The following is a 20,093-nucleotide window of genomic DNA, read 5'->3' on the forward strand; positions in this document are numbered from 1 at the left end:
ATTGCGGTTCTAGTGTTTACGATGCTTCCTATATGCTTGAATTTGTGGGAAGAAATTAGAGATAAAAAAATTAAATATATTTTGATATCAGTAATGTATTTAATACTTTCTATTGCATCATTTTATGACATGACTAAATAAATTATAAATTTAAGGCCGTCTGAAATCTTTTCAGACGGCCTTTTTCGATTCAAACCGTTATTTTACTTTGTCTTTCAATGCGCCGTAGCCGGCAGCGTCCATTTCTTCCAAAGGAATGAATTTCAAACTTGCGCCGTTGATGCAATAGCGCAGTCCGCCTTTGTCTTTCGGCCCGTCGGGGAAAACGTGTCCCAAGTGTGAATCGGCGGCATGGCTGCGCACTTCGGTGCGGCGCATGTTGTAGCTGAAATCGTCGTGTTCGGTAACGGCGGAGGCATTAATTGGATGGGTAAAGCTCGGCCAGCCGCAGCCAGAATCGAATTTGTCGACAGAGCTGAACAGGGGTTCGCCGCTGACGATGTCCACATAAATGCCAGGTTTGAACAAGTGGTCGTATTCGTGGCTGAAGGCGTATTCGGTCGCGCTGTTTTGGGTAACTTGGTATTGCTCTTCGGTCAGGAGGCGTTTGAGTTCGGCATCGCTGGGCTTTTTATACGTTGCCGCGTCAAAGCCTTTGCCTTGCGGGGCGGCTTTGGTTTTGCCCGGCAGCGGTTCGTCGGCTTTGCGGATGTCGATGTGGCAGTAGCCGTTGGGGTTTTTAATCAGGTAGTCCTGATGGTATTCCTCGGCGTCGTAGAAGTTTTTCAGCGGCTCGTTTTCGACGACGAGGGGAAGTTTGTATTTTTGCTGCTCGCGTTTGAGTGCGGCGGCGATGACGGCTTTTTCGGCGGGGTCGGTGTAGTACACGCCACTGCGGTATTGCGTGCCGGTGTCGTTGCCTTGTTTGTTGAGGCTGGTCGGGTCAACGACGCGGAAATAGTATTGCAGGATGTCGTCTAGGCTGAGTTTGTCGGCATCGTAGGTGACTTTGACGGTCTCGGCATGGCCCGTATCGCGGTAGGACACGTCTTCGTAGCTTGGGTTTTCCGTTTTGCCGTTGGCGTAGCCGGATACGGCATCAAGCACGCCGTCTATGCGTTGGAAATAGGCTTCCAAGCCCCAAAAGCAGCCACCGGCGAGGTAGATGGTGCGCGTATTCATGATTGCTGAATCCTTTTTCTGTGTGTCGGGTTTGTAAAATGTGTTTTTCAGACGGCCTAAATCGGCATCGGGATCGCGGATTAACGCCAATGCCTGCGCTTCGTTGATGCTGCCTTTGACGATGCGCTGCACGTCGCCGTCTTTGCCGATTAATGCCCACGAAGGGTAAACACTGATATTCAGGCTTTGGGCGATGGTGCCGCCGTTGTCGGTAACGACGGGCAGCTTAGGATAATTCAAACCGGCATACCATTTTTGAAAGTCGCCGTCTTTTTTCTCGTGTAGAAAACCGGGCGAGGCAATGGTAATCAGGTTGGCAGAACCGAATTTTGCATCTTGCGCCCATTTTTCGGTCTGCCCCAGTTCGGACAAACACAAAGGACACCAACTTGCCCAAAATTTAATCAGGGTAGGTTTGTCTTTTTTCAGGAAAACACTGGCAGGGCGGTTTTCAGGGGTTTTTAATGAGGACAATGCCTGCGGTACGGTTGCGGCTTCGGTATCCATCATTTTGGATGAGCAGGCGCCAAGCGCAAGCAGGCAGCCGAACTTGGTGCAAAGTGAAAATAATGTGCGGGGATTCATCTCTATGTTTCCTTTATGGATGGTTTGTTTTGTTAGACGCTGGAAATGCCAAAACCTTACAACCTTGATTTTCAGACGACCTTGCCACGTAAAATACGCTACAATACTCCCTATTTCAAGTTTCTAAAATTAAAAGGAAAATTTAATGTTCAGCTTCTTCCGTCGCAAGAAAAAACAGGAAACTCCGGCTCCTGAGGAGGCCCAAGCTCAGGAAACCGCAGCAAAAGTAGAATCTGAAGTTGCTCAAGTAGTTGAAAATATTAAAGAAGATGCCGAATCTTTAGCAGAAAACGTCAAAGGGCATGTTGAATCAGTTGTCGAATCGGCTGTTGAAACTGTCAGCGAAACCGTCGAGCAGGTTCGAGAAGCTTTGACCGAAACGCCGTCTGAAACAGTCGAAAAAGTAGAAGAACACGTTGAAGTGGCAAAAGAAGCGGCTGTTGAAACCGTCAGTGAGGCTGTTGATCAGGTAAAGGAAACCGTTGCCGAGATGCCGTCTGAAGTGGCCGAGGCTGCTGAGGAAGTAGCAGAACAGGCCGAAGCAGTCAAAGAAGAAGCTGTTGAGGCAGTTAGCGAAGCTGTCGAGCAAGTTCAAGAAGCCGTTGCGGAAACACCGGCTGAAGCCCCTGCTCCGGCAGAAGAACATAAGCTCAGTTGGGCTGCGCGTTTGAAACAAGGCTTGACCAAATCACGCGACAAAATGGCAAAATCGTTGGCCGGTGTGTTCGGCGGCGGACAAATCGACGAGGATTTGTACGAAGAGCTGGAAACCGTGCTGATTACCAGCGATATGGGCATGGAAGCTACCGAATACTTGATGAAAGACGTGCGCGACCGTGTCAGCCTTAAAGGCCTCAAAGACGGCAACGAATTGCGCGGCGCGCTGAAAGATGCGCTGTACGATTTGATTAAGCCTCTGGAGAAGCCTTTGGTCTTGCCGGAAACCAAGGAGCCTTTCGTGATTATGCTTGCCGGTATCAACGGCGCAGGCAAAACCACATCTATCGGCAAATTGGCCAAATACTTCCAAGCGCAGGGTAAATCTGTGTTGCTGGCGGCAGGCGATACTTTCCGTGCCGCTGCGCGTGAGCAGCTTCAAGCTTGGGGCGAACGCAACAATGTAACCGTGATTTCGCAAACCACAGGCGATTCCGCAGCCGTTTGCTTCGATGCCGTCCAAGCCGCGAAAGCGCGCGGGATCGATATCGTGCTGGCTGATACTGCCGGCCGTCTGCCGACGCAGCTTCATTTGATGGAAGAAATCAAAAAAGTGAAGCGCGTGTTGCAAAAAGCCATGCCTGATGCGCCACATGAAATCATCGTCGTGCTTGATGCCAACATCGGTCAAAACGCCGTCAACCAAGTAAAAGCCTTTGACGAAGCGCTGGGTCTGACCGGCCTTATCGTCACCAAGCTAGACGGTACGGCCAAAGGCGGCATCCTTGCTGCCCTTGCCTCCGACCGCCCTGTTCCTGTCCGCTACATCGGCGTAGGCGAAGGTATCGATGATTTGCGTCCGTTTAATGCCAAAGCGTTCGTAGATGCCCTATTGGATTAACAAGGCAGGCTAAGGATTTGTGAACGCTGTTTGCAGGGTGTTTCATGCACTTTGAAGGCTCTGTATTCGGTATGGGATACCTAAGCCAAACAAGCTGTTAAAAAGGCCGTCTGAAACCTAAAATCAGGTTTCAGACGGCCTTTATTTTATTTGCAGGTTTAGTTTTTCCTTGCGGTAACAAACTCTGCCAGTTGGTGTAGGCGCAGGGCTTTGTCGCCGAATGGCTCGATCAGGGCAACGGCTTCTGCAATCAGCGTTTCTGCGTAAGTGCGCGCGGCGTGCAGGCCCATCAGTTTGACGTAGGTCGGTTTGTCGTTGTCCGAGTCTTTGCCGGCGGTTTTGCCCAAAGTGGCAGTATCGGCTTCGCAGTCCAATACATCGTCGATCACTTGGAAAGCCAGGCCCAATTTGGCGGCGTAGTGGTCTAAGGTTTGGATTTGCGCCGGTGTTAAGTCTGGGCAGGAAAGTGCGCCTAAGGCCACGGCCGCGCGGATGAGTGCGCCGGTTTTGAGGCTGTGCATCTGTTCCAATTCGGCCTGATTCATGGCTTTGCCGACATTGGCAAGGTCGATGGCTTGTCCGCCCGCCATGCCGAGGCTGCCCGATGCCTGAGCCAGCGTGGACAACATGGCAAGCTGGCGCTCGGCAGACAGGCCTGTCGGACGGCTCAGTACATCAAAGGCTTGGGTTTGCAGCGCATCGCCGACCAAAAGGGCTGTTGCTTCATCGTATTGCACATGGCAGGTCGGTTTGCCGCGACGCAGGCTGTCGTTGTCCATTGCCGGCATATCGTCGTGAACCAACGAATAGACGTGTACCATTTCGATGGCCGCCATCGCCTGCTCGACGGCATTTTGGTTTGCTTCGCCCAATTCGGACGCGGCAAGCACCAAGAGCGGACGCAGCCGTTTGCCGCCGCCGAGGGTAACGTAACGCATGGCTTCGTGCAGCGTGTGCGGCACTTGGCTTTCAGACGGTAAGAAATGCGCCAGCAGCAATTCGGTTTGCGCTTGGGCTTTTTGCTGCCATGTTTTGAGTTCATTCGCCGGGTTCAAGGTTCAACTCCTTCAGTTCGCCGGCATCCAAGACTTGCAGTTTCTGCTCGACTTCCGCTAATTTGGTTTGGCAGTATCTAACCAATTCGTTGCCTTCCTGATAGGCGGCCAGGGCGTCTTCCAGCGGCATTTCGCTGCTTTGCATGGCCTGGGTCAGGGTTTCGAGGCGGGATAAGGCTTCTTCAAAGGATTGGGGGGCGTTTTTTTTCATGGTTTGAAATGATGGGCAGAAAAGGGGAATTGTAGCATTTTTAGATGATGAAGGCCGTCTGAACAGGGGTGAAAACGAAATCAAAGATTTCTGTTTCTGCGTTCAGACGGCCTTTTTTTAAACGGAATAATGTTATCAGCCCGGTAAAACGGCTTTTTGATAGTTGAGCGCGATAAACTGCTTCTCGGCATCCAATTCGGTGATTTTGAACAATGCCTGCGATTTGGGCAGCGCGTCAAACGGAATACCGGTCGCGCGCGTTACCAGCGGCAGGCCTTCAATGCGGACGAGGTCTTCTTTGAGGATGGTGGCCGTCAGCTCGCTCGTGCCTTGCTGTTGCAGATAGACGAGGCTCCAGTAGGCTTCCATTTGGCGTTGGAAGTCGGCGTAGGCTGTATAGGCGGCATCAAAGTCGCGCAGCGCGGCGAAAAGCTCGGCATCGCTGTTTTGATACAGCGGCTCGGCCGTGTCGTCGATCAGGCTGATCAGCTGCTTTTGGTTGATGTAGTCAGCGGCGCGGCGCAGAGGCGAGGTAAACCAGCCGTAATGCTGCACACCCATGCCGATGTGCGGCTCGGATTTGGTGCTCATGCGCACTTTGCCTGCCGGTTGGACGCGGAAAAGGCCGGGCAGCTCGTTTTCGTCCAGCATTTGCGCCCAAGTGCTGTTGGCAAGAATCATCATCTCGCTGACCAGCGTATCGATGGGCGAACCGCGTTCGCGGCGGACGACGGATACGTTGCCTTCCTCATCCAATTCGATGCTGTAATCGTATTGCGGCGCACGGTCGGGTTCATATTTGCCGCGTGCTTTTTGCAGGGCGATGGCGAATTGATAGAACCAAATCAGGTCTTGATGGTGGGCAAACATCATTTCGCCGGCTTCGTCCAAGCCGGTTTCGGCGTTGAAATGCGGCTCGATGGCTTGAATGCGCAGGTTTTCGGCGATGTTGACCGCTTCGATTTTGCAGGTTGGCGCGCCGACGTTGAACTCGCTGTCCACATCAAAATAAATGCTGACGGCAGGTTGGTACGCGCCCGCATCAAGGCTGAACGCGGCAATCCAGTTTTCGGGCAGCATGGTGATTTTGCCGCCGGGGAAATAAACCGTGCTCAAGCGTTCCATGATGTTTTTTTCCATTTTGTCGCCTTGTTTAATGGCAAGCGACGGCGCGGCGATGTGGATGCCAACGCGTTTCATGCCATTGCCCAAGTCAGTCAGGCTCAAGGCATCATCGACTTCGGTGGTCGATTCGTCGTCAATGGAAAAGGCGGTAACGTCGGCTTTGGGCAAGTTGGGCATTTCAGGAAGCGGAAGGTCGGGGAAGCCTGTTCCTTTGGGGAAATATTTGATTTCAAACCCGTCTTGCAGGTATTGGGGAATGGACGTAATGCCGCCTGTTTTTTTCGCCAGTTCGTAGGCGGAGGTTTTCAGCGCATCGGCGGCTTTGGTAAAGGCTTTGTAGGTCAGCGACTGCTTGTCGGGCGCGTGCAGGATGGTTTTCAGATCCGCTGCGATTTCAGACGGCATCTCGCCGCGTTTCAAGGCTTCCGCCCAAGCGTCGATTTGCGCGTCTTGTTGTTTTTTGCGTTCGATGGCGGCAAGCGCTTGTTTTAAGGTTTCTTCGGGCGCGGCTTTGAACACGCCTTTGGCTTTTTTGTAGAAATACATCGGCGCGGCGTAAAGCGCAATCAAAGTCGCCGCCAGCTCGGTTTTGGTCGGCGCATGGCCGTAATATTCTTCGGCGATGGCTTCGGCGGTAAATTCCTCTTCGCCGCATACTTCCCACAATAAATCGGTGTCGATATCCGCCGCCTGTGCCTGCGCGTTTTCCAAAAATGCCGCCATATCGCCGTCAAACTCGGCAAAGACATTGTTTGCCTTCACTTTGGTGCGTTTGCCGTGTTGGGTATCGACTTGGTAGGTGGCGTCGTTTTTTTGGACGATGGAGGCAACTTTGAATTGGCCGGACTCTTCGTAAAAGATATTCATTTTTTTCGGATTTTATGATTTGTAGGAAACGCGTGATTTTAGCAGATTTGCACAAGAAAGGCCGTCTGAAAAACATACTTTCAGACGGCCTGTTCAAACGGCGGATGATTAATACTGATATGCCGCCAGTTTGCGTTTGATTTCAGGCAGGGCTGCGCGTGCGGCCTGTTCACCCAGTTGGATGGCGCGTTGTTTTTGGTCGAAGCCGCCAACCGAACCCAGCTCCAAAACCTGCGGTTTGATGACCACATTGGCTTGTCCCAATTCTTGATGCAACGCAGTTTGACTCATCACGTTGAAGGTTTGGTCAAGATAGGAGAACATGCCTTGGCTGACATTTTTGGCCGGACGGGCGGAAATATCGACGGCAATGATGAAGTTTGCGCCCATTTTTTTCGCCGCGCTGACCGGTACGGGTTGCGACAGGCCGCCGTCTACATATTTGCGGTTGCCGATGACGACAGGCTGGAATACGTTTGGAATCGACGCAGAAGCGCGGACGGCCTGTCCGGCATTGCCTACGTTGAACACCACCGGTTTGCCGCTTTCAAAATCAGTCGCAACGGCGGCAAACTTGATGGGGAACTGCTGCATCGGGCGGTTGCCGACTTTGCGGTTGATGTAGTTTTGCAGTTTTTCGCCTTTGATGAAGCCGCTGGTGGACAAGGTCAAATCCACCAAATCGGTTTTACCCAAAATTTCCGCTTCCAATTCGAGGCGGTCGGGCGACATTCCCGAAGCGTACATACTGCCGACAATCGAGCCTGCGGATGTGCCGGTAACAATTTTGACCGGAATATTGTTTTCTTTCAAAACCTTAATAATCCCAATATGGGCAAAGCCTTTGGACGCGCCGCCGCCCAAAGCCAGCGCAACTGTGGCTTTCGGTTTGGGTGCAGGATGCGAAACCGTATTTTGACCCTGCGTAGAAGGTTTGGATTGCGGTGCGTTGCCGCTCGGACAGGCAGCCAATACCAAGACGGACGAAGCGGCTAAAAACGTTTTGAATGTGGAAAAAAGTTTATTCATGTTCAGACAGCCTTTAATATGTCGAAAGGGTTATTTTACTCTGAAATTAAGTCGAAAGGCCGTCTGAAATCAAGTTTCAGACGGCCTTTTAAATCAAGCTTAAGCCAATTCGAGCTGTTTTTCCAAGCTTTCGACCAGTTGGTCGTCCAAATTCAAAGCTTGGGACAAACGGCTCAGGAACACAATTTCCTTGCGCGACAAGTCCGCGCAGACCAATCGGGCCGCTAGATAAGTTTCGGCTGCCAAAGCCTCGTCGCTGCCGACCGAAGCGGCAATTTGCTCGATAGAGGCCGGTTGCGCATATTCCGCCTGCAGCCATGCCGCCGTTTCCGCATCGCTGCCGCTTTCACGCTCAATCGCCGCGCGTTCTGCATCGTCAATCAGGCCGTCTGAAGCCGCCGCCGCAATCATCGTTTGCAAAATCACACGGCTGTGGTTTTCACCAATCAGACCGGCAGGTTGGAACGCACTTTGCGGCAATTCGTCCTGCTGGCGGTTTTGTTTCCAGTTTTGATAGCCTTTATAAGCCAGGAAACCCAAAGCAGCGACCGAGCCGGCCTTGACCAGCTTTTTCGTATTTTTCTTTTTCAACAGCATCGATGCCAAAGCACCCGTCAGCGCACCGCCGCCGAAAGAATTGAGCGGGCTGTCCGCCACCGCTTTGCCGCCTTTTTGAGCCGCACCCAAAACCTGATTGAGCAACTGACTGAAATCCATAAAAAATCTCCTGAAAACAAATACATTGCAAATATAGGGCAGAAACACCAAAAAACCAAGCCAAAGAAAGTTAAAAGGTGCAAACAAGTTTTCAGACGGCCATAGCCGACTTTCGGTACAATCACACCATTCCAAACAATAAACCCCATCATGACCGATACCGCCCAAATCATTACCAGCTATGGCCGCCGCTATATTGTCCGCACTCCCGACGGTCAAATATATGACGCCACCACCCGCAAAAAACGCGTCGATTTCGCCTGCGGCGACCAAGTCCGCATCAGCCCCATCAACGGCGAACAAGTCGTGATTGAAGACTACCTCCCGCGCGAAAGCCTGCTCTACCGCCAAGACGCATGGAAAACCAAACTGATTGCCGCCAACGTTACCCAACTGCTCATCGTAACCGCCGCCAGCCCCTCACCCAGCGAAGCCCTGTTGCAACGCGCCCTCCTCGCAGCCGAAGCGGCCGGCATCAACGCCGTTATCGTCCTCAACAAAGCCGACCTCCCCGAAACCGCCCAATGGCGCGAGAAACTCAAATTCTACGAAACCCTCGGCTACTCTGTGGTCGAAACCAATGCATTGGAAAACGCCGACATCCTGCGTCCCATTTTAGAAGGGCAAACCAACATCCTGCTCGGACAAAGCGGCATGGGCAAGTCCACCCTGACCAACGCCCTACTCGGCAACCAAGCCGCCCGAACCGGCGACATTTCCACCGCACTCGACTCCGGCAAACACACCACCACCCACGCCCAACTATACGATTTAAACGCAGAAACCCGACTCATCGATTCCCCCGGCCTGCAAGAATTCGGCCTGCACCATCTCCAAGCCGCCGATTTACTGCAATACTTCCCCGACCTGCGCCACCTCATCGGCCAGTGCCGTTTCCATAACTGCACCCACCGCGCCGAACCCGGCTGCGCCGTCAAAGCCGCTGCCGAATCAGGCGAAGCCAAACCCGAGCGCATCGAATTTCTGCAACGCGTTACCGATGAATTGTTAAGATAAAGATTGAACGGAAACTAAGCGTTTGGATAAATAAAAAGGCCGTCTGAAACTTTCAGACGGCCTTTTTTTGAAGCATAACCAAATTTACCTTTCAACCGGTATCGCTACCTTAGCGGGAAAGAGACGGTGCTTTTCGCGGCGGATTGATCATGAGAAGCACGGCTTCTTCAATTTGTTTGTCCTCCCGATCATGGAGTTCTACCGGAAACTTCAGACGCAACACTGTAACAATAGCGCCAACCGATAAGCCTGCATCATGAAGCAACTCAATTTCTTTAAGTACCGGTGCGGAAAGGTTTAACATGGTTTCTCCTTAAGATTTGATACTTAGCCCACTTTATCCCCGGGCTGTGCGCCTGCGTCAACGTCGAGGAGCTTCAGTTTGCCCTCTGCCGTGGCGGCGGAGAGGATCATGCCTTCGGATACGCCGAATTTTGCCATTTTGCGCGGGGCGAAGTTGGCGACGGCGATGACCATGCGGCCGTTCAATTCGACAGGATTTGGGTAAGACGCGGCGATGCCGGAGAAAATGATGCGTTTTTCAAAACCGAAATCGAGGTCGAATTTCAGGAGTTTGGTGCTGCCTTCGACGGCTTCGCAGTTCAATACTTTGGCGACACGCATATCGATTTTCATAAAGTCGTCGAAGCTGGCCTGTTCGGCGACTTTTTCGTATTTGCCCTCTTCGGCGGCAGGCGCGGCTGCTGCGGCGATGCTTTGTTTGTTGGCTTCGATTAAATCGTCCACTTGTTTTTGCTCCACTCGTTGCATTAAATGTTCGTATTTGTTGATGGCGTGTTCGCCCAAGGTTTCGCGTGTATTTGCCCAAGTGATGGCTTCCAAATTCAGGAATTTGGCGGCGTTTTCGGCCACTTTCGGCAAGACGGGGGCGAGGTAGGCGGTCAACATGGTAAAGGCGTTGATGAGTTCGCTGCATACTTCGTGCAGGCGTGCGTCTTGGCCTTCTTGTTTCGCCAGTTCCCAAGGTTTGTTGGCATCAACGTATTCGTTAACAATGTCTGCCAATGCCATGATGTCGCGCAGGGCTTTGGCGTATTCGCGGCTTTCGTAGCATTCGGCAATGGCTTCGCTTTGCGCAGTCAGTTTTGCCAGCAATTCGCTGTCGGCAACGTCTTTCAGACGGCCTTCAAAGCGTTTGGCGATGAAACCTGAGGCGCGGGCGGCGATGTTGACGTATTTGCCGACAAGGTCGCTGTTTACGCGGCTGATAAAGTCTTGCAGGTTCAAATCGATGTCTTCGATTTTGCTGTTGAGTTTGGCGGCGATGTAGTAGCGCATCCACTCGGGGTTCAGGCCTTGTTCCAGATAGGATTTGGCGGTGATGAAGGTGCCGCGCGATTTGGACATTTTTTGTCCGTCGACGGTCAAAAAGCCGTGTGCGTACACTCCGGTCGGGGCGCGGTGGCCGGAGAAGTGCAGCATGGCAGGCCAGAACAGGGCGTGGAAATAGAGGATGTCTTTGCCGATGAAGTGGTACATCTCGGTTTGGCTGTCGGCTTTGAAATATTCGTCGAAATCGACACCGATGCGGTCGCACAGGTTTTTAAACGAAGCCATGTAGCCGACGGGCGCGTCCAGCCAGACGTAGAAGTATTTGCCCGGCGCGTCGGGGATTTCAAAACCGAAATACGGCGCGTCGCGGGAAATGTCCCAGTCAGACAGGGTGGTTTCTTCGCCTTCGCCCAGCCATTCTTTCATTTTGTTGAGGGCTTCGGCTTGCAGATGGGGCTTGCCGTCGTGCGGATTGTTGCCGGAAGTCCATGCTTTGAGGAAGTCGGCGCATTCGCCCAGTTTGAAGAAGAAGTGTTCGGATTCGCGCAATTCGGGTTTGGCACCGGAAACGGCGGAATACGGGTTGATCAGTTCGGTCGGGGAATAGGTCGTGCCGCAGACTTCGCAGTTGTCGCCGTATTGGTCGTGGGCGTGGCATTTCGGGCATTCGCCTTTGACGAAGCGGTCGGGCAGGAACATTTGTTTTTCAGGGTCGAAAAGCTGCTCGATGACGCGGCTCTCAATCTTGCCGTTGGCTTTCAGCGCGCGGTAAATGTCTTGGGAAAACTGTTTGTTTTCAGGGGAATGGGTGCTGTAATAATTGTCGTAGCCGATGTTGAAACCGGTAAAGTCGGCGAGGTGCTCTTCGCGGACTTTGGCAATCATGTCTTCAGGCGCAATGCCTTGTTTTTGCGCGGCAAGCATCACGGGCGTGCCGTGGGTGTCGTCGGCGCAGCAGTAGTAGCATTCGTGGCCGCGCAGTTTTTGGAAGCGTACCCAAACGTCGGTTTGGATGTGTTCGACCATATGGCCGAGGTGGATGCTGCCGTTGGCATACGGCAGCGCGGAAGTGACAAGGATTTTGCGTGTCATGGTTTGTGCTTTTAAAAACAATGGATAAAGATGTCGGGAATTATACCGCAAAACAATACGTAAAGGCCGTCTGAAACCCGATTGCCGGTGTTTCAGACGGCCTTTTATTTATCGGCTGCGTATGGGATTAACCGCGTACGCGTTCGATTTTTGCGCCTACGCCGCCGAGTTTTTTCTCGATGTATTCATAGCCGCGGTCTAGGTGGTAGATGCGTTCGACGATGGTTTCGCCATCTGCGACCAAACCGGCCATGACGAGGCTGGCGGAGGCGCGCAGGTCGGTTGCCATCACGACGGCGCCGGAGAGTTTTTCCACGCCTTTGATGTAGGCGGTGTTGCCTTCGGTGGTGATGTCTGCGCCCATGCGGTTGAGTTCGGGAACGTGCATGAAGCGGTTTTCAAAAATGGTTTCCACCACGCGGCTGCTGCCTTCGGCAATGGCGTTCATGGCCATAAACTGCGCCTGCATGTCGGTTGGGAAGCCTGGGTGGACGACGGTGCGGATGTCCACGGCTTTTGGGCGTTGTTGCATGTCGATGGAAATCCAGTTGTCGCCTGCTTCGATGATGGCTCCGGCTTCGCTCAGTTTGTCCAATACGACTTTCATGGTTTTCGGTGCGGCATTGCGCAGGACGACTTTGCCGCCGGTCATGGCGACGGCGCAGAGGAAGGTACCGGCTTCGATACGGTCGGGAACGACGCTGTGTTCGCAGCCGTGCAGCTCTTTTACGCCTTCGATGGTCATGGTTGCTGTACCGATGCCGCTGATTTTTGCGCCCATTTTAACGAGGCATTCGGCCAAATCGACGACTTCGGGTTCGATGGCGCAGTTTTCGAGGATGGTGGTGCCTTCGGCAAGCGTGGCTGCCATCAGCAGGTTTTCAGTGCCGCCTACGGTTACGACATCCATGGTAACGCGCGTGCCTTTCAGACGGCCTTTGGCTTTGACGTAACCGTGTTCGATGGTGATTTCCGCACCCATGGTTTCGAGGCCTTTGAGGTGCTGGTCAACGGGGCGCGAACCGATGGCGCAACCGCCGGGCAGGCTGACTTGGGCTTCGCCGAAGCGGGCGAGGGTCGGGCCTAAAACCAAGATGGATGCGCGCATGGTTTTTACCAGCTCATAAGGTGCGCAGGTGTTGTTGACGGTGCCGCCGTTGATTTCAAATTCGGAGATGTTGTCGGTCAAAACGCGTGCGCCCATGCCTTGCAGCAGTTTTTGGGTGGTTTTGACGTCGGCGAGCATGGGTACGTTTTTCAAGCGTAAAGTGCCGGAAGTCAGCAGACCGGCACACATCAGCGGCAGGGCAGCATTTTTTGCGCCGGATACGATGATTTCGCCGTTGAGGGGGCCGTTGGCAGAGATTTTGAGTTTGTCCACAGGATGTCTTTCGTTATTTGTCTGCACGGTTTATGCCGCACAAATGAAATGAGATGATAATAAACCATCAATTATAAGGGATTATGACCTTGCTGTTAGATTTGGCAGTATTAAATTTTCACAAGGTTTGTTTAAGTTGCGAAAGGATAAGATTTCAGGCCGTCTGAATGGTTCAGACGGCCTGTTTGCCAAGGCTTATTTTTTGGCTTTGAAGCCCAAAAGGTGTTGCGTAGTGGCCAACCATGCGCCGAATACGCCCAGCGCGATGACGAAGCCGAATACCAGCGACACTTCGCTAAATGTGAAGAAACGCCAGCCGATGTTCAGGCCGTAGGGTTTGAAAATCGCGTCCACCAGCGGCCGTACTTCGGCCAGCAGCCAGGCCGACAAGCCCAAGCTGACGGCGGCGGAGAAAATACTCTGCCACATTGCCTGATAAAGGAAAGGACGGCGGATGAAGGAAGCGGGTGCACCCAACAGCTTGGTGATTTCCAACTCTTCCTTACGGCTGAGGATTTGCAGGCGGATGGTGTTGTGTGCCACCAAGACAAAGGCCATACCCAAAGTCAGCGAGAGGAACCACAAAATCTTGCGGATAAATTCGTTAATACGATAAAGGGTCTGTACCCATTCGGTATCCATGGTTGCCGATTCGACGCGCGGCAATTTGGTAATGTCTTTATAGATGGCCTGCATCTGATCCGGAGAAGTGGCAGGGTCGGGCGTAACGATAAAGACGTCGGGCAACGGGTTGCCATCGAGCATGGAAACGAGGTTTTGGTCGAGATTGGTCTGCAATTCTTCCAAACCTTCCTGCTTGCTGATAAAGCGGACTTTATCGATACGGCTGTCGCGTTGGAGCAGGTTTTTCACCGTATCGGCATCAGAACTTGCCGCATCGGTGTCCATATAAACCGTAATCTGCGGCGACTCGTTGAGTTTGCCCAACACGCTTTGTCCGCTTTGGATGCCCAAATACATAAACAGCGGCAAGGTCATAGCAACGGCAAGCATGAGCAGGGTCAGCAGCGTGCCGATGGGTTGACGCAGAAGCTCTTTGAGCGCGGCGCGCGCCGATTCGACGTGTAACGAGACGTAATGAATCATGCTCATGCGAGGCGTCCTTTCTGCAGGCGCAAGACGCGGTGGCCGTAATCCGCCATCAGCGTTTCATCGTGCGCCGCAACAATCACGGTCGTGCCTGCCTCATGGAAGGTTTTGAACAATTCCATAATATCCAGTGCATAGGCGCGGTCGAGGCTGGCGGACGGCTCATCGGCAATCAGCAGGCTGGGTTGGTGAACTACTGCGCGCGCGATGCACAAACGTTGTTGTTCGCCGCCGGACAAAGTGATGGGCATATCGTTTTCGCGGCCTTTCAAGCCGACTTTCTCAATCGCAATACGCGCGCGCTCTTCCGCTTTGCGCGGCTGGTAGCCGCTAATCCGCAAAGGCAGGATAACGTTTTGCAAGACATTGCGGTCGTAGAGGATTTTGTGGTCTTGGAAGACAATGCCGATGTGTTGGCGCATAAAGCCGATCTGATTGTCGCTCAAGGTGCCGAGGTCTTGATTGTTGAACCAAACCTTGCCTTTGGTAGGCTTGGTAATGCCTGAAATCAGCTTCAAAATGGTGGATTTGCCCGAACCCGAATGGCCGGCGATAAAAATCATCTCACCTTTGTTAATCTGGAAACTGACATTTTTCAGGGCTTCGAAACCGCCGGGATAGGTTTTGGAAACTTGTTCGAAACGGATCATGGGTTTTCCTGAAAATAGGGATTCAGACGGCCGGCGTCATCGATAGGTAACATGCCGTCTGAAAAAATGGGGTTATTCACAGATTATAAATATTTCGGCTGCTTTTTGATAGTGAAACCCCGGTTCAGCCTGTGGATACACTGCCGGTTTGCAACACAAAGCAATATGGTTTGAAATAAAGGCCGTCTGAACGGTTTGGTTTCAGACGGCCTCGGTATCAGCGTAGGTTAAGCACCCTATCCGCTGTTTTATTTACATTTGGTTTTAGCCAAATTTACAGCAGCAGTCAGGCTTTTTTCGTTGACTTCGCCGGTGATGGTTTGTTTGTAGCCGCATTTCGGCGCTTCGACGACAGTGAAGGGCAATACGCCGACGTTGTTGCCGTGGGCTTTCATGAAGTTGCGGCTGTTGGCGCCGGTGTAACGCCAAATCGGGTAGCTAACCGGCGTTTGTTTCAGGAACTTGCCGATGTTGTCGGTCGTATCCAGCGCGATGCCGACCATATCGACGCTGCCTTTTTTCTGCGCTTTGTACCATGCGGACATGGCGGGCATTTCTTTACGGCAGGGGCCGCACCAGGTTGCCCAAAGGTTGACCACGCGCACGGGGGCTTTGAGCGATTCCAGGCTTTGCGGTTTGTTGTCCTGCCAACCTGCCGTTTCGTCGGCGGCAAAGGCCGGCGCAGCTGTAAAAACGGTGGCGGATAAGAGAAGGGCGGTTAAGGCTTTCATGGTTGTATCCTTGAGGTTGCCAATCGAAATTGTGTTTATTGTAAAACGGTTTGGTGGGTATGCCTACCGATTCGTATCAAGATATCAGGTAAAAAGTTTGAGTAAAAATCAGTTGCAGACGATAATAACTGCCATCATTGAATGATTTTGCAATAATACGGAGACTTTCATGCCGTCTGAATTCACACTTTATCACAACCCGCGTTGCAGCAAATCGCGTGCCGCGCTGGCTTTGCTCGAAGAAAAAGGCGTTGCCGCCGACGTGGTCAAATATCTGGATACCGCGCCCGATTTGGCGACTTTGCAGGATATGTTTGCCAAACTCGGCATCGAATCGGTGCGCGGCATGATGCGAACGAAAGACGATTTGTACAAAGAATTGGGTTTGGACAATCCCGATTTGGACAATGCCGCCCTGCTTCAGGCAATCGCCGAACACCCTGCCCTGCTTGAGCGTCCCGTTTTGGTAACGCCTACGCGCGCAGCCATCGGCCGTCCGTTGGAAAACATTGCCGCCCTACTCGGCTGACGGGGTTGGATAAGGCCGTCTGAAGATGATTTCCCTGCTTAAAAGCCGCAATGGCTTGCGATACTACCTATTTCGCGGCCTTGCTTTGAGCGTTTTGTTGGTGTGCGGTATTTTTTTGAGTGGCACATGGCAGATTTACCGGACAGGTTTGCAAACCTTGCCGAAGGACGCTCATGCCGATGCGGCGGTGGTGTTGGGTGCGGCGGCGTGGGACAAACGCCCGTCGCCGGTATTCCGTGAGCGCATCAACCATGCCATCACGCTCTACCAAAGCCATCGGGTCGGCAAAATCATTTTCACCGGCGGTACGCCCAAAAAAGGATTTATGACCGAAGCCGAAGTGGGGCGCCGATACGCGCTCAAGCAGGGCATACCGGCGCACAATATCCTGTTTGAAAACACGTCGCGCAACACTTACGAAAACCTGCGCAATGTCGTCCCCATCATGCACGCCAACGGAGTCGGCAGCATTATCGTTGTCAGCGACCCGTATCATTTGGCTCGCGCCGAAGAAATGGCCGCCGATTTGGGCTTGTCAGACGCGCAGTTCTCTGCCACACCGACCACGCGCTTTGATGAGCGCAGCAAGAAAGCCAAGTTCCTGATGCAGGAGAGCTATTCTTTGTTTCTCTACCGTATCGGCAAATGGAGCGATGCGGTTTGGAATTGGATAAGCAGTTGAGCCTTGGGCAAGCCATACAAAAGGCCGTCTGAAGCCTTTTAGGTTTCAGACGGCCTAAATGTATTCTTACTTATTGATATTGATTTGCAGCTACACTGCCAAAAAAGACTACAGCCAGTACCAGATAAATTACCATTACGATGGCAAACAGAATCAAGGTAGCCTTGAAATAATTGGCTTTATTTGGATTGGTGTTTGAGCCGAATGCCCATACAAGCATCATAACTATATTGACCAGCGGAATCATCATAATCAAGTTTGTTATCAACCATTCTTTGATGCTTACAATCGGAGCCTGCTGATGGCCGATTTGGTTTTGTTCAATCATATCTTGTCCAATTATATTAAATAAAAAGAATAATAATTATACATAATAAAGCCTTATTAGTATAGCATACATATTCAGACGGCCTGAGCCTATGATTTTTGCAGCCGCTATTTCAATCGGATGTAAAACGTACCGTCCGGCACGACGGGCAGGTATTTGCGGTAGAAGTCCAGATAGGTCTTGTTTGGGTCTATGTCGGCAAACTGCTGTGGGTACAGGGTTTTGGCGATAAATTGCGCGCTGGCCAAATCGGTGAGCGAGCGGGAGGCGGTGTGGTAGATGCCGTAAACGCGTTTGTTTTTGACGGCAGGAATGTCTGCCCAGCCTTTGCGTTTGACAAATCCGGCCAGGCGGCGTTGCGCATCGGCCTGGCTGATGCCTATGCCCATCGCCATAATGCCAGGCTTGTCTTTATGGCCGTTTTCCGTCCCCGAAATGACGATGACGTCGGGTTTGGCCGTCAGGAATTTTTCAGGGTTTATCGGTCCCCAGTTTTTAACGTAAGGCGCGGCGATATTGTTGCCGCCTGCTGTGTCGGCAATCGCGCCCCACATATCTTTGCCGAAGGTGTAGCTGTATTCGGACGGGCCTTTGTCGCCGAACTCGATATAGATTTTCGGTTTGGACTGCTTGGCGCGCGCGACGCGTTTTTGGATGTCGGCAATGCCTCGGGCGTATTCGGCGGCAATTTTTTGGGCGCGCGCCTGCGTACCGTTGAGTTCGCCGAAAATTTCCGCACTGCGCGTGTGCCGCGCGACGGTTTCGGCGTTGAAATCGACCACGACGACGGGTATGCCTGCCGCTTTAATGCGCGGCAGATGGGTGGCGATGGCCTTATACTGCCAGTCGGCCAGAATCAATACGTCCGGCTTGAGCGCGAGCGTTTTCTCCAGTGAAAACGTGCCGGTGCTGATGTTGCCGATGTCCGCAATGTTTTGCAGCGTAGGCAGCTTCTGTTTGAACATCGCCCAGCTGCCGGGATTGAATTTCTCCCAAAACTCACGCGAAATACCGATGACGTTTTTAAATTTGTCCGCACCCGTTACCGCGATATAGTCGGGATAGTAAAACGCCAAAACCGCGCGTTTGACAGGGACATCGACTTTGACTTCGCGTCCCAATACGTCTTTGATAGTTTTGATTTCGGCTTGGGCAAAAAGGGGCAGGAGGGCGAGGGCGGCAAATAAAGCGCGTTTGTTCATGAGCGGATCCTTTAAAAAAAAATAATTATCATTATATTTGATTTGTTTTCAGGAGAAAAGTTCCCAGACGGTCCTTCTGCGCCGACATTATTTTCAGACAGCCTTACATTGTTTAAACCACGCCGAAAAAGTAAAATAACTGTTTTCAAAGATTTTGGAGCCATCATGACCGTCAAAACCCGTTTCGCCCCCAGCCCCACCGGCTACCTGCACATCGGCGGCGTACGCACCGCCTTGTTTTCATGGGCGTTTGCCCGCCATCATAAAGGCGAGTTCCTATTGCGTATCGAAGACACCGACTTGGCGCGCTCTACTGCCGAATCCGTCAACATCATCCTCGACGGCATGAAATGGGTCGGTCTCGATTACGACAACGCCGACAACGTCGTGTACCAAACCCGCCGTTTCGACCGCTATAAAGAAGTCATCGCCGAACTCTTGGAAAAAGGCGCCGCCTACTACTGCTATTGCAGCAAAGAAGAGCTGGAAGCCATGCGCGAGAAAGCCGAAAAAGAAGGCACGGCAACTTACGACCGCCGCTGGCGTCCCGAAGCAGGCAAAACCCTGCCCGAAATCCCTGCCGACGTGCAACCCGTCGTCCGCTTCAAAACGCCTCTGGACGGCGTGACCAAATGGACGGACTTGGTCAAAGGCGAAATCTCCATTCCCAACGAAGCACTCGACGACCTGATTATCGCCCGCGCCGACGGCACACCGACCTACAACTTCTGCGTCGTGGTGGACGACTACGACATGGGCATTACCCACGTTATCCGCGGCGACGACCATGTGAACAACACCCCGAAACAAATCAACATCTTAAAAGCCATTGGTGCCACCCTACCCGAATACGGCCACCTGCCCATGATTCTCAACGAACAAGGCAAAAAAATCTCCAAACGCAGCGGCGATACCGTCGCCATCACCGATTTCGGCGTGATGGGTATCCTGCCCGAAGCCATGCTCAACTATCTGGCACGCTTAGGCTGGGCGCACGGCGACGATGAATTCTTCACGATGGAACAATTCATCGAATGGTTTGATTTGAAAGACGTTTCCCCGTCTCCAAGCCGTATGGACTTGAAGAAACTCTACTGGATTAACGGCGAACACATCAAAATCACCGCCAACGAAAAACTGGCCGAAATGGTGAAACCGCGCCTCGCCCTGCGCGATATCCACGAAACAAGCAAGCCTGCTTTGGAAGACGTGTTGGCATTGGTCAAAGACCGCGCCCAAGACCTGAACACACTTGCCGACGAGTGCCTCTACTTCTACGTCAAACAAACCCCTGCCGAAGCAGACGTGCAGAAACACTGGGACGACGAAGCCGCCGCCCGTATGCTGCGCTTTGCCGAACGCCTCGAAGGGCTGGAAGACTGGAACGCCGAAGCCATCCACGATCTCTTCAAACCTTTCTGCGACGAAGAAGGCATTAAAATGGGCAAACTCGGTATGCCCCTGCGCCTCGCTGTCTGCGGTACGGCAAAAACCCCAAGCGTTGATGCCGTATTGGCATTAATCGGCAAAGAAGAAGTGTTGAAACGGATCCGTTCGTAAGGCATGAATGATAAAAGGCCGTCTGAAAACTAGGGATGCCAAGTTTTCAGACGGCCTTTTCTAACTAAAACCAGAAAATAATGGAATAAGGCAGAGAATATGAGAAAATAATAGCCGTCTGCCTGTTACAACAGTTGATTGAATTAACTTTTATCGGCAGCCTGAATGTCCGGATTGGATAAAATAAAC

General features: G+C 52.4%; 19 protein-coding genes. 5 read left to right on the top strand and 14 right to left on the bottom strand.

The features are described 5' to 3' along the window. Nucleotides 1-198: 198 nt before the first annotated feature. Nucleotides 199-1,767 carry a bifunctional peptide-methionine (S)-S-oxide reductase MsrA/peptide-methionine (R)-S-oxide reductase MsrB gene (gene msrAB, locus HMPREF2606_RS05740; RefSeq protein WP_070712405.1) on the bottom strand — a complete coding sequence of 523 codons (1,569 nt, stop codon included), beginning with the start codon at nucleotides 1,765-1,767 and terminating at the stop codon, nucleotides 199-201. Between the two features lie 145 nt (nucleotides 1,768-1,912). Between msrAB and ftsY the strand changes: the two genes are divergently transcribed. Beyond that, entirely contained in the window at nucleotides 1,913-3,325 is a 1,413-nt protein-coding gene (gene ftsY, locus HMPREF2606_RS05745; protein ID WP_070712403.1) for a signal recognition particle-docking protein FtsY, read from the top strand. Between the two features lie 158 nt (nucleotides 3,326-3,483). Here ftsY and HMPREF2606_RS05750 read toward each other — a convergent pair whose 3' ends face one another. From HMPREF2606_RS05750 to HMPREF2606_RS05770, 5 genes are all read right to left on the bottom strand, one after another. Next, complete coding sequence (locus tag HMPREF2606_RS05750) at nucleotides 3,484-4,380, bottom strand: polyprenyl synthetase family protein (RefSeq protein ID WP_070712402.1); 897 nt, start codon at nucleotides 4,378-4,380, stop codon at nucleotides 3,484-3,486. Then, nucleotides 4,364-4,591 carry an exodeoxyribonuclease VII small subunit gene (locus HMPREF2606_RS05755; protein ID WP_003681131.1) on the bottom strand — a complete coding sequence of 76 codons (228 nt, stop codon included), beginning with the start codon at nucleotides 4,589-4,591 and terminating at the stop codon, nucleotides 4,364-4,366. Before HMPREF2606_RS05755 ends, HMPREF2606_RS05750 begins: the two co-directional genes overlap by 17 nt. A 135-nt stretch (nucleotides 4,592-4,726) precedes the next feature. Then, nucleotides 4,727-6,583 carry a ribonuclease catalytic domain-containing protein gene (locus HMPREF2606_RS05760; protein WP_070712401.1) on the bottom strand — a complete coding sequence of 619 codons (1,857 nt, stop codon included), beginning with the start codon at nucleotides 6,581-6,583 and terminating at the stop codon, nucleotides 4,727-4,729. Between the two features lie 108 nt (nucleotides 6,584-6,691). Further along, nucleotides 6,692-7,612, bottom strand: coding sequence for a patatin-like phospholipase family protein (locus HMPREF2606_RS05765; protein ID WP_070712400.1), 921 nt, complete (start codon nucleotides 7,610-7,612; stop codon nucleotides 6,692-6,694). A gap of 99 nt (nucleotides 7,613-7,711) precedes the next feature. Then, complete coding sequence (locus HMPREF2606_RS05770) at nucleotides 7,712-8,329, bottom strand: tellurite resistance TerB family protein (RefSeq protein WP_049349212.1); 618 nt, start codon at nucleotides 8,327-8,329, stop codon at nucleotides 7,712-7,714. Between the two features lie 150 nt (nucleotides 8,330-8,479). On the opposite strand from HMPREF2606_RS05770, the gene rsgA reads away from it, so the two are divergent. After that, nucleotides 8,480-9,346, top strand: coding sequence for a ribosome small subunit-dependent GTPase A (gene rsgA, locus HMPREF2606_RS05775; protein ID WP_070712399.1), 867 nt, complete (start codon nucleotides 8,480-8,482; stop codon nucleotides 9,344-9,346). Nucleotides 9,347-9,455: 109 nt separating this feature from the next. On the opposite strand, the gene HMPREF2606_RS05780 is transcribed toward rsgA, so the two are convergent. The 6 genes from HMPREF2606_RS05780 to HMPREF2606_RS05805 form a co-directional block, all read right to left on the bottom strand. Further along, complete coding sequence (locus tag HMPREF2606_RS05780; protein ID WP_049349216.1) at nucleotides 9,456-9,650, bottom strand: hypothetical protein; 195 nt, start codon at nucleotides 9,648-9,650, stop codon at nucleotides 9,456-9,458. A 23-nt stretch (nucleotides 9,651-9,673) separates the two neighbouring features. Beyond that, on the bottom strand, nucleotides 9,674-11,731 hold the full coding sequence (gene metG / locus HMPREF2606_RS05785; protein ID WP_070843429.1) for a methionine--tRNA ligase: 2,058 nt from the start codon (nucleotides 11,729-11,731) through the stop codon (nucleotides 9,674-9,676). Nucleotides 11,732-11,858: 127 nt separating this feature from the next. Further along, entirely contained in the window at nucleotides 11,859-13,112 is a 1,254-nt protein-coding gene (gene murA, locus HMPREF2606_RS05790; RefSeq protein WP_070712397.1) for a UDP-N-acetylglucosamine 1-carboxyvinyltransferase, read from the bottom strand. Between the two features lie 195 nt (nucleotides 13,113-13,307). Then, a complete protein-coding gene (ftsX, locus tag HMPREF2606_RS05795; RefSeq protein WP_049349224.1) occupies nucleotides 13,308-14,225 on the bottom strand; it encodes a permease-like cell division protein FtsX in 918 nt (305 codons plus the stop codon). Then, nucleotides 14,222-14,872, bottom strand: a complete 651-nt coding sequence (ftsE, locus tag HMPREF2606_RS05800; RefSeq protein WP_003681151.1) for a cell division ATP-binding protein FtsE — start codon at nucleotides 14,870-14,872, stop codon at nucleotides 14,222-14,224. The genes ftsX and ftsE overlap by 4 nt, the downstream gene beginning before the upstream one ends. A 248-nt stretch (nucleotides 14,873-15,120) precedes the next feature. Then, entirely contained in the window at nucleotides 15,121-15,603 is a 483-nt protein-coding gene (locus tag HMPREF2606_RS05805; RefSeq protein WP_049349226.1) for a TlpA disulfide reductase family protein, read from the bottom strand. Nucleotides 15,604-15,772: 169 nt separating this feature from the next. Between HMPREF2606_RS05805 and arsC the strand changes: the two genes are divergently transcribed. Together arsC and HMPREF2606_RS05815 are read left to right on the top strand one after the other, a co-directional pair. Further along, nucleotides 15,773-16,132: an arsenate reductase (glutaredoxin) gene (gene arsC, locus HMPREF2606_RS05810; RefSeq protein WP_004519164.1), complete on the top strand. Its 360-nt coding sequence runs from the start codon at nucleotides 15,773-15,775 to the stop codon at nucleotides 16,130-16,132. A gap of 25 nt (nucleotides 16,133-16,157) precedes the next feature. Continuing rightward, the gene (locus tag HMPREF2606_RS05815) at nucleotides 16,158-16,814 is read left to right on the top strand and encodes a YdcF family protein (protein WP_049349227.1); all 657 of its coding nucleotides are present in this window, start codon (nucleotides 16,158-16,160) and stop codon (nucleotides 16,812-16,814) included. Between the two features lie 70 nt (nucleotides 16,815-16,884). Here HMPREF2606_RS05815 and HMPREF2606_RS05820 read toward each other — a convergent pair whose 3' ends face one another. Further along, nucleotides 16,885-17,142: a hypothetical protein gene (locus tag HMPREF2606_RS05820; protein ID WP_049349229.1), complete on the bottom strand. Its 258-nt coding sequence runs from the start codon at nucleotides 17,140-17,142 to the stop codon at nucleotides 16,885-16,887. 107 nt (nucleotides 17,143-17,249) lie between these two features. After that, complete coding sequence (locus HMPREF2606_RS05825; RefSeq protein ID WP_049349231.1) at nucleotides 17,250-18,344, bottom strand: ABC transporter substrate-binding protein; 1,095 nt, start codon at nucleotides 18,342-18,344, stop codon at nucleotides 17,250-17,252. A gap of 165 nt (nucleotides 18,345-18,509) precedes the next feature. Here HMPREF2606_RS05825 and gltX point away from each other — a divergent pair, with 165 nt between their 5' ends. After that, nucleotides 18,510-19,904 (top strand): glutamate--tRNA ligase, encoded by a 1,395-nt coding sequence (gene gltX / locus HMPREF2606_RS05830; protein WP_049349232.1) that lies wholly within the window; start codon nucleotides 18,510-18,512, stop codon nucleotides 19,902-19,904. Nucleotides 19,905-20,093 lie beyond the last annotated feature (189 nt).

It is taken from the genome of Neisseria sp. HMSC070H10 (genome assembly GCF_001837635.1).
GTDB lineage: Bacteria > Pseudomonadota > Gammaproteobacteria > Burkholderiales > Neisseriaceae > Neisseria > Neisseria subflava_A.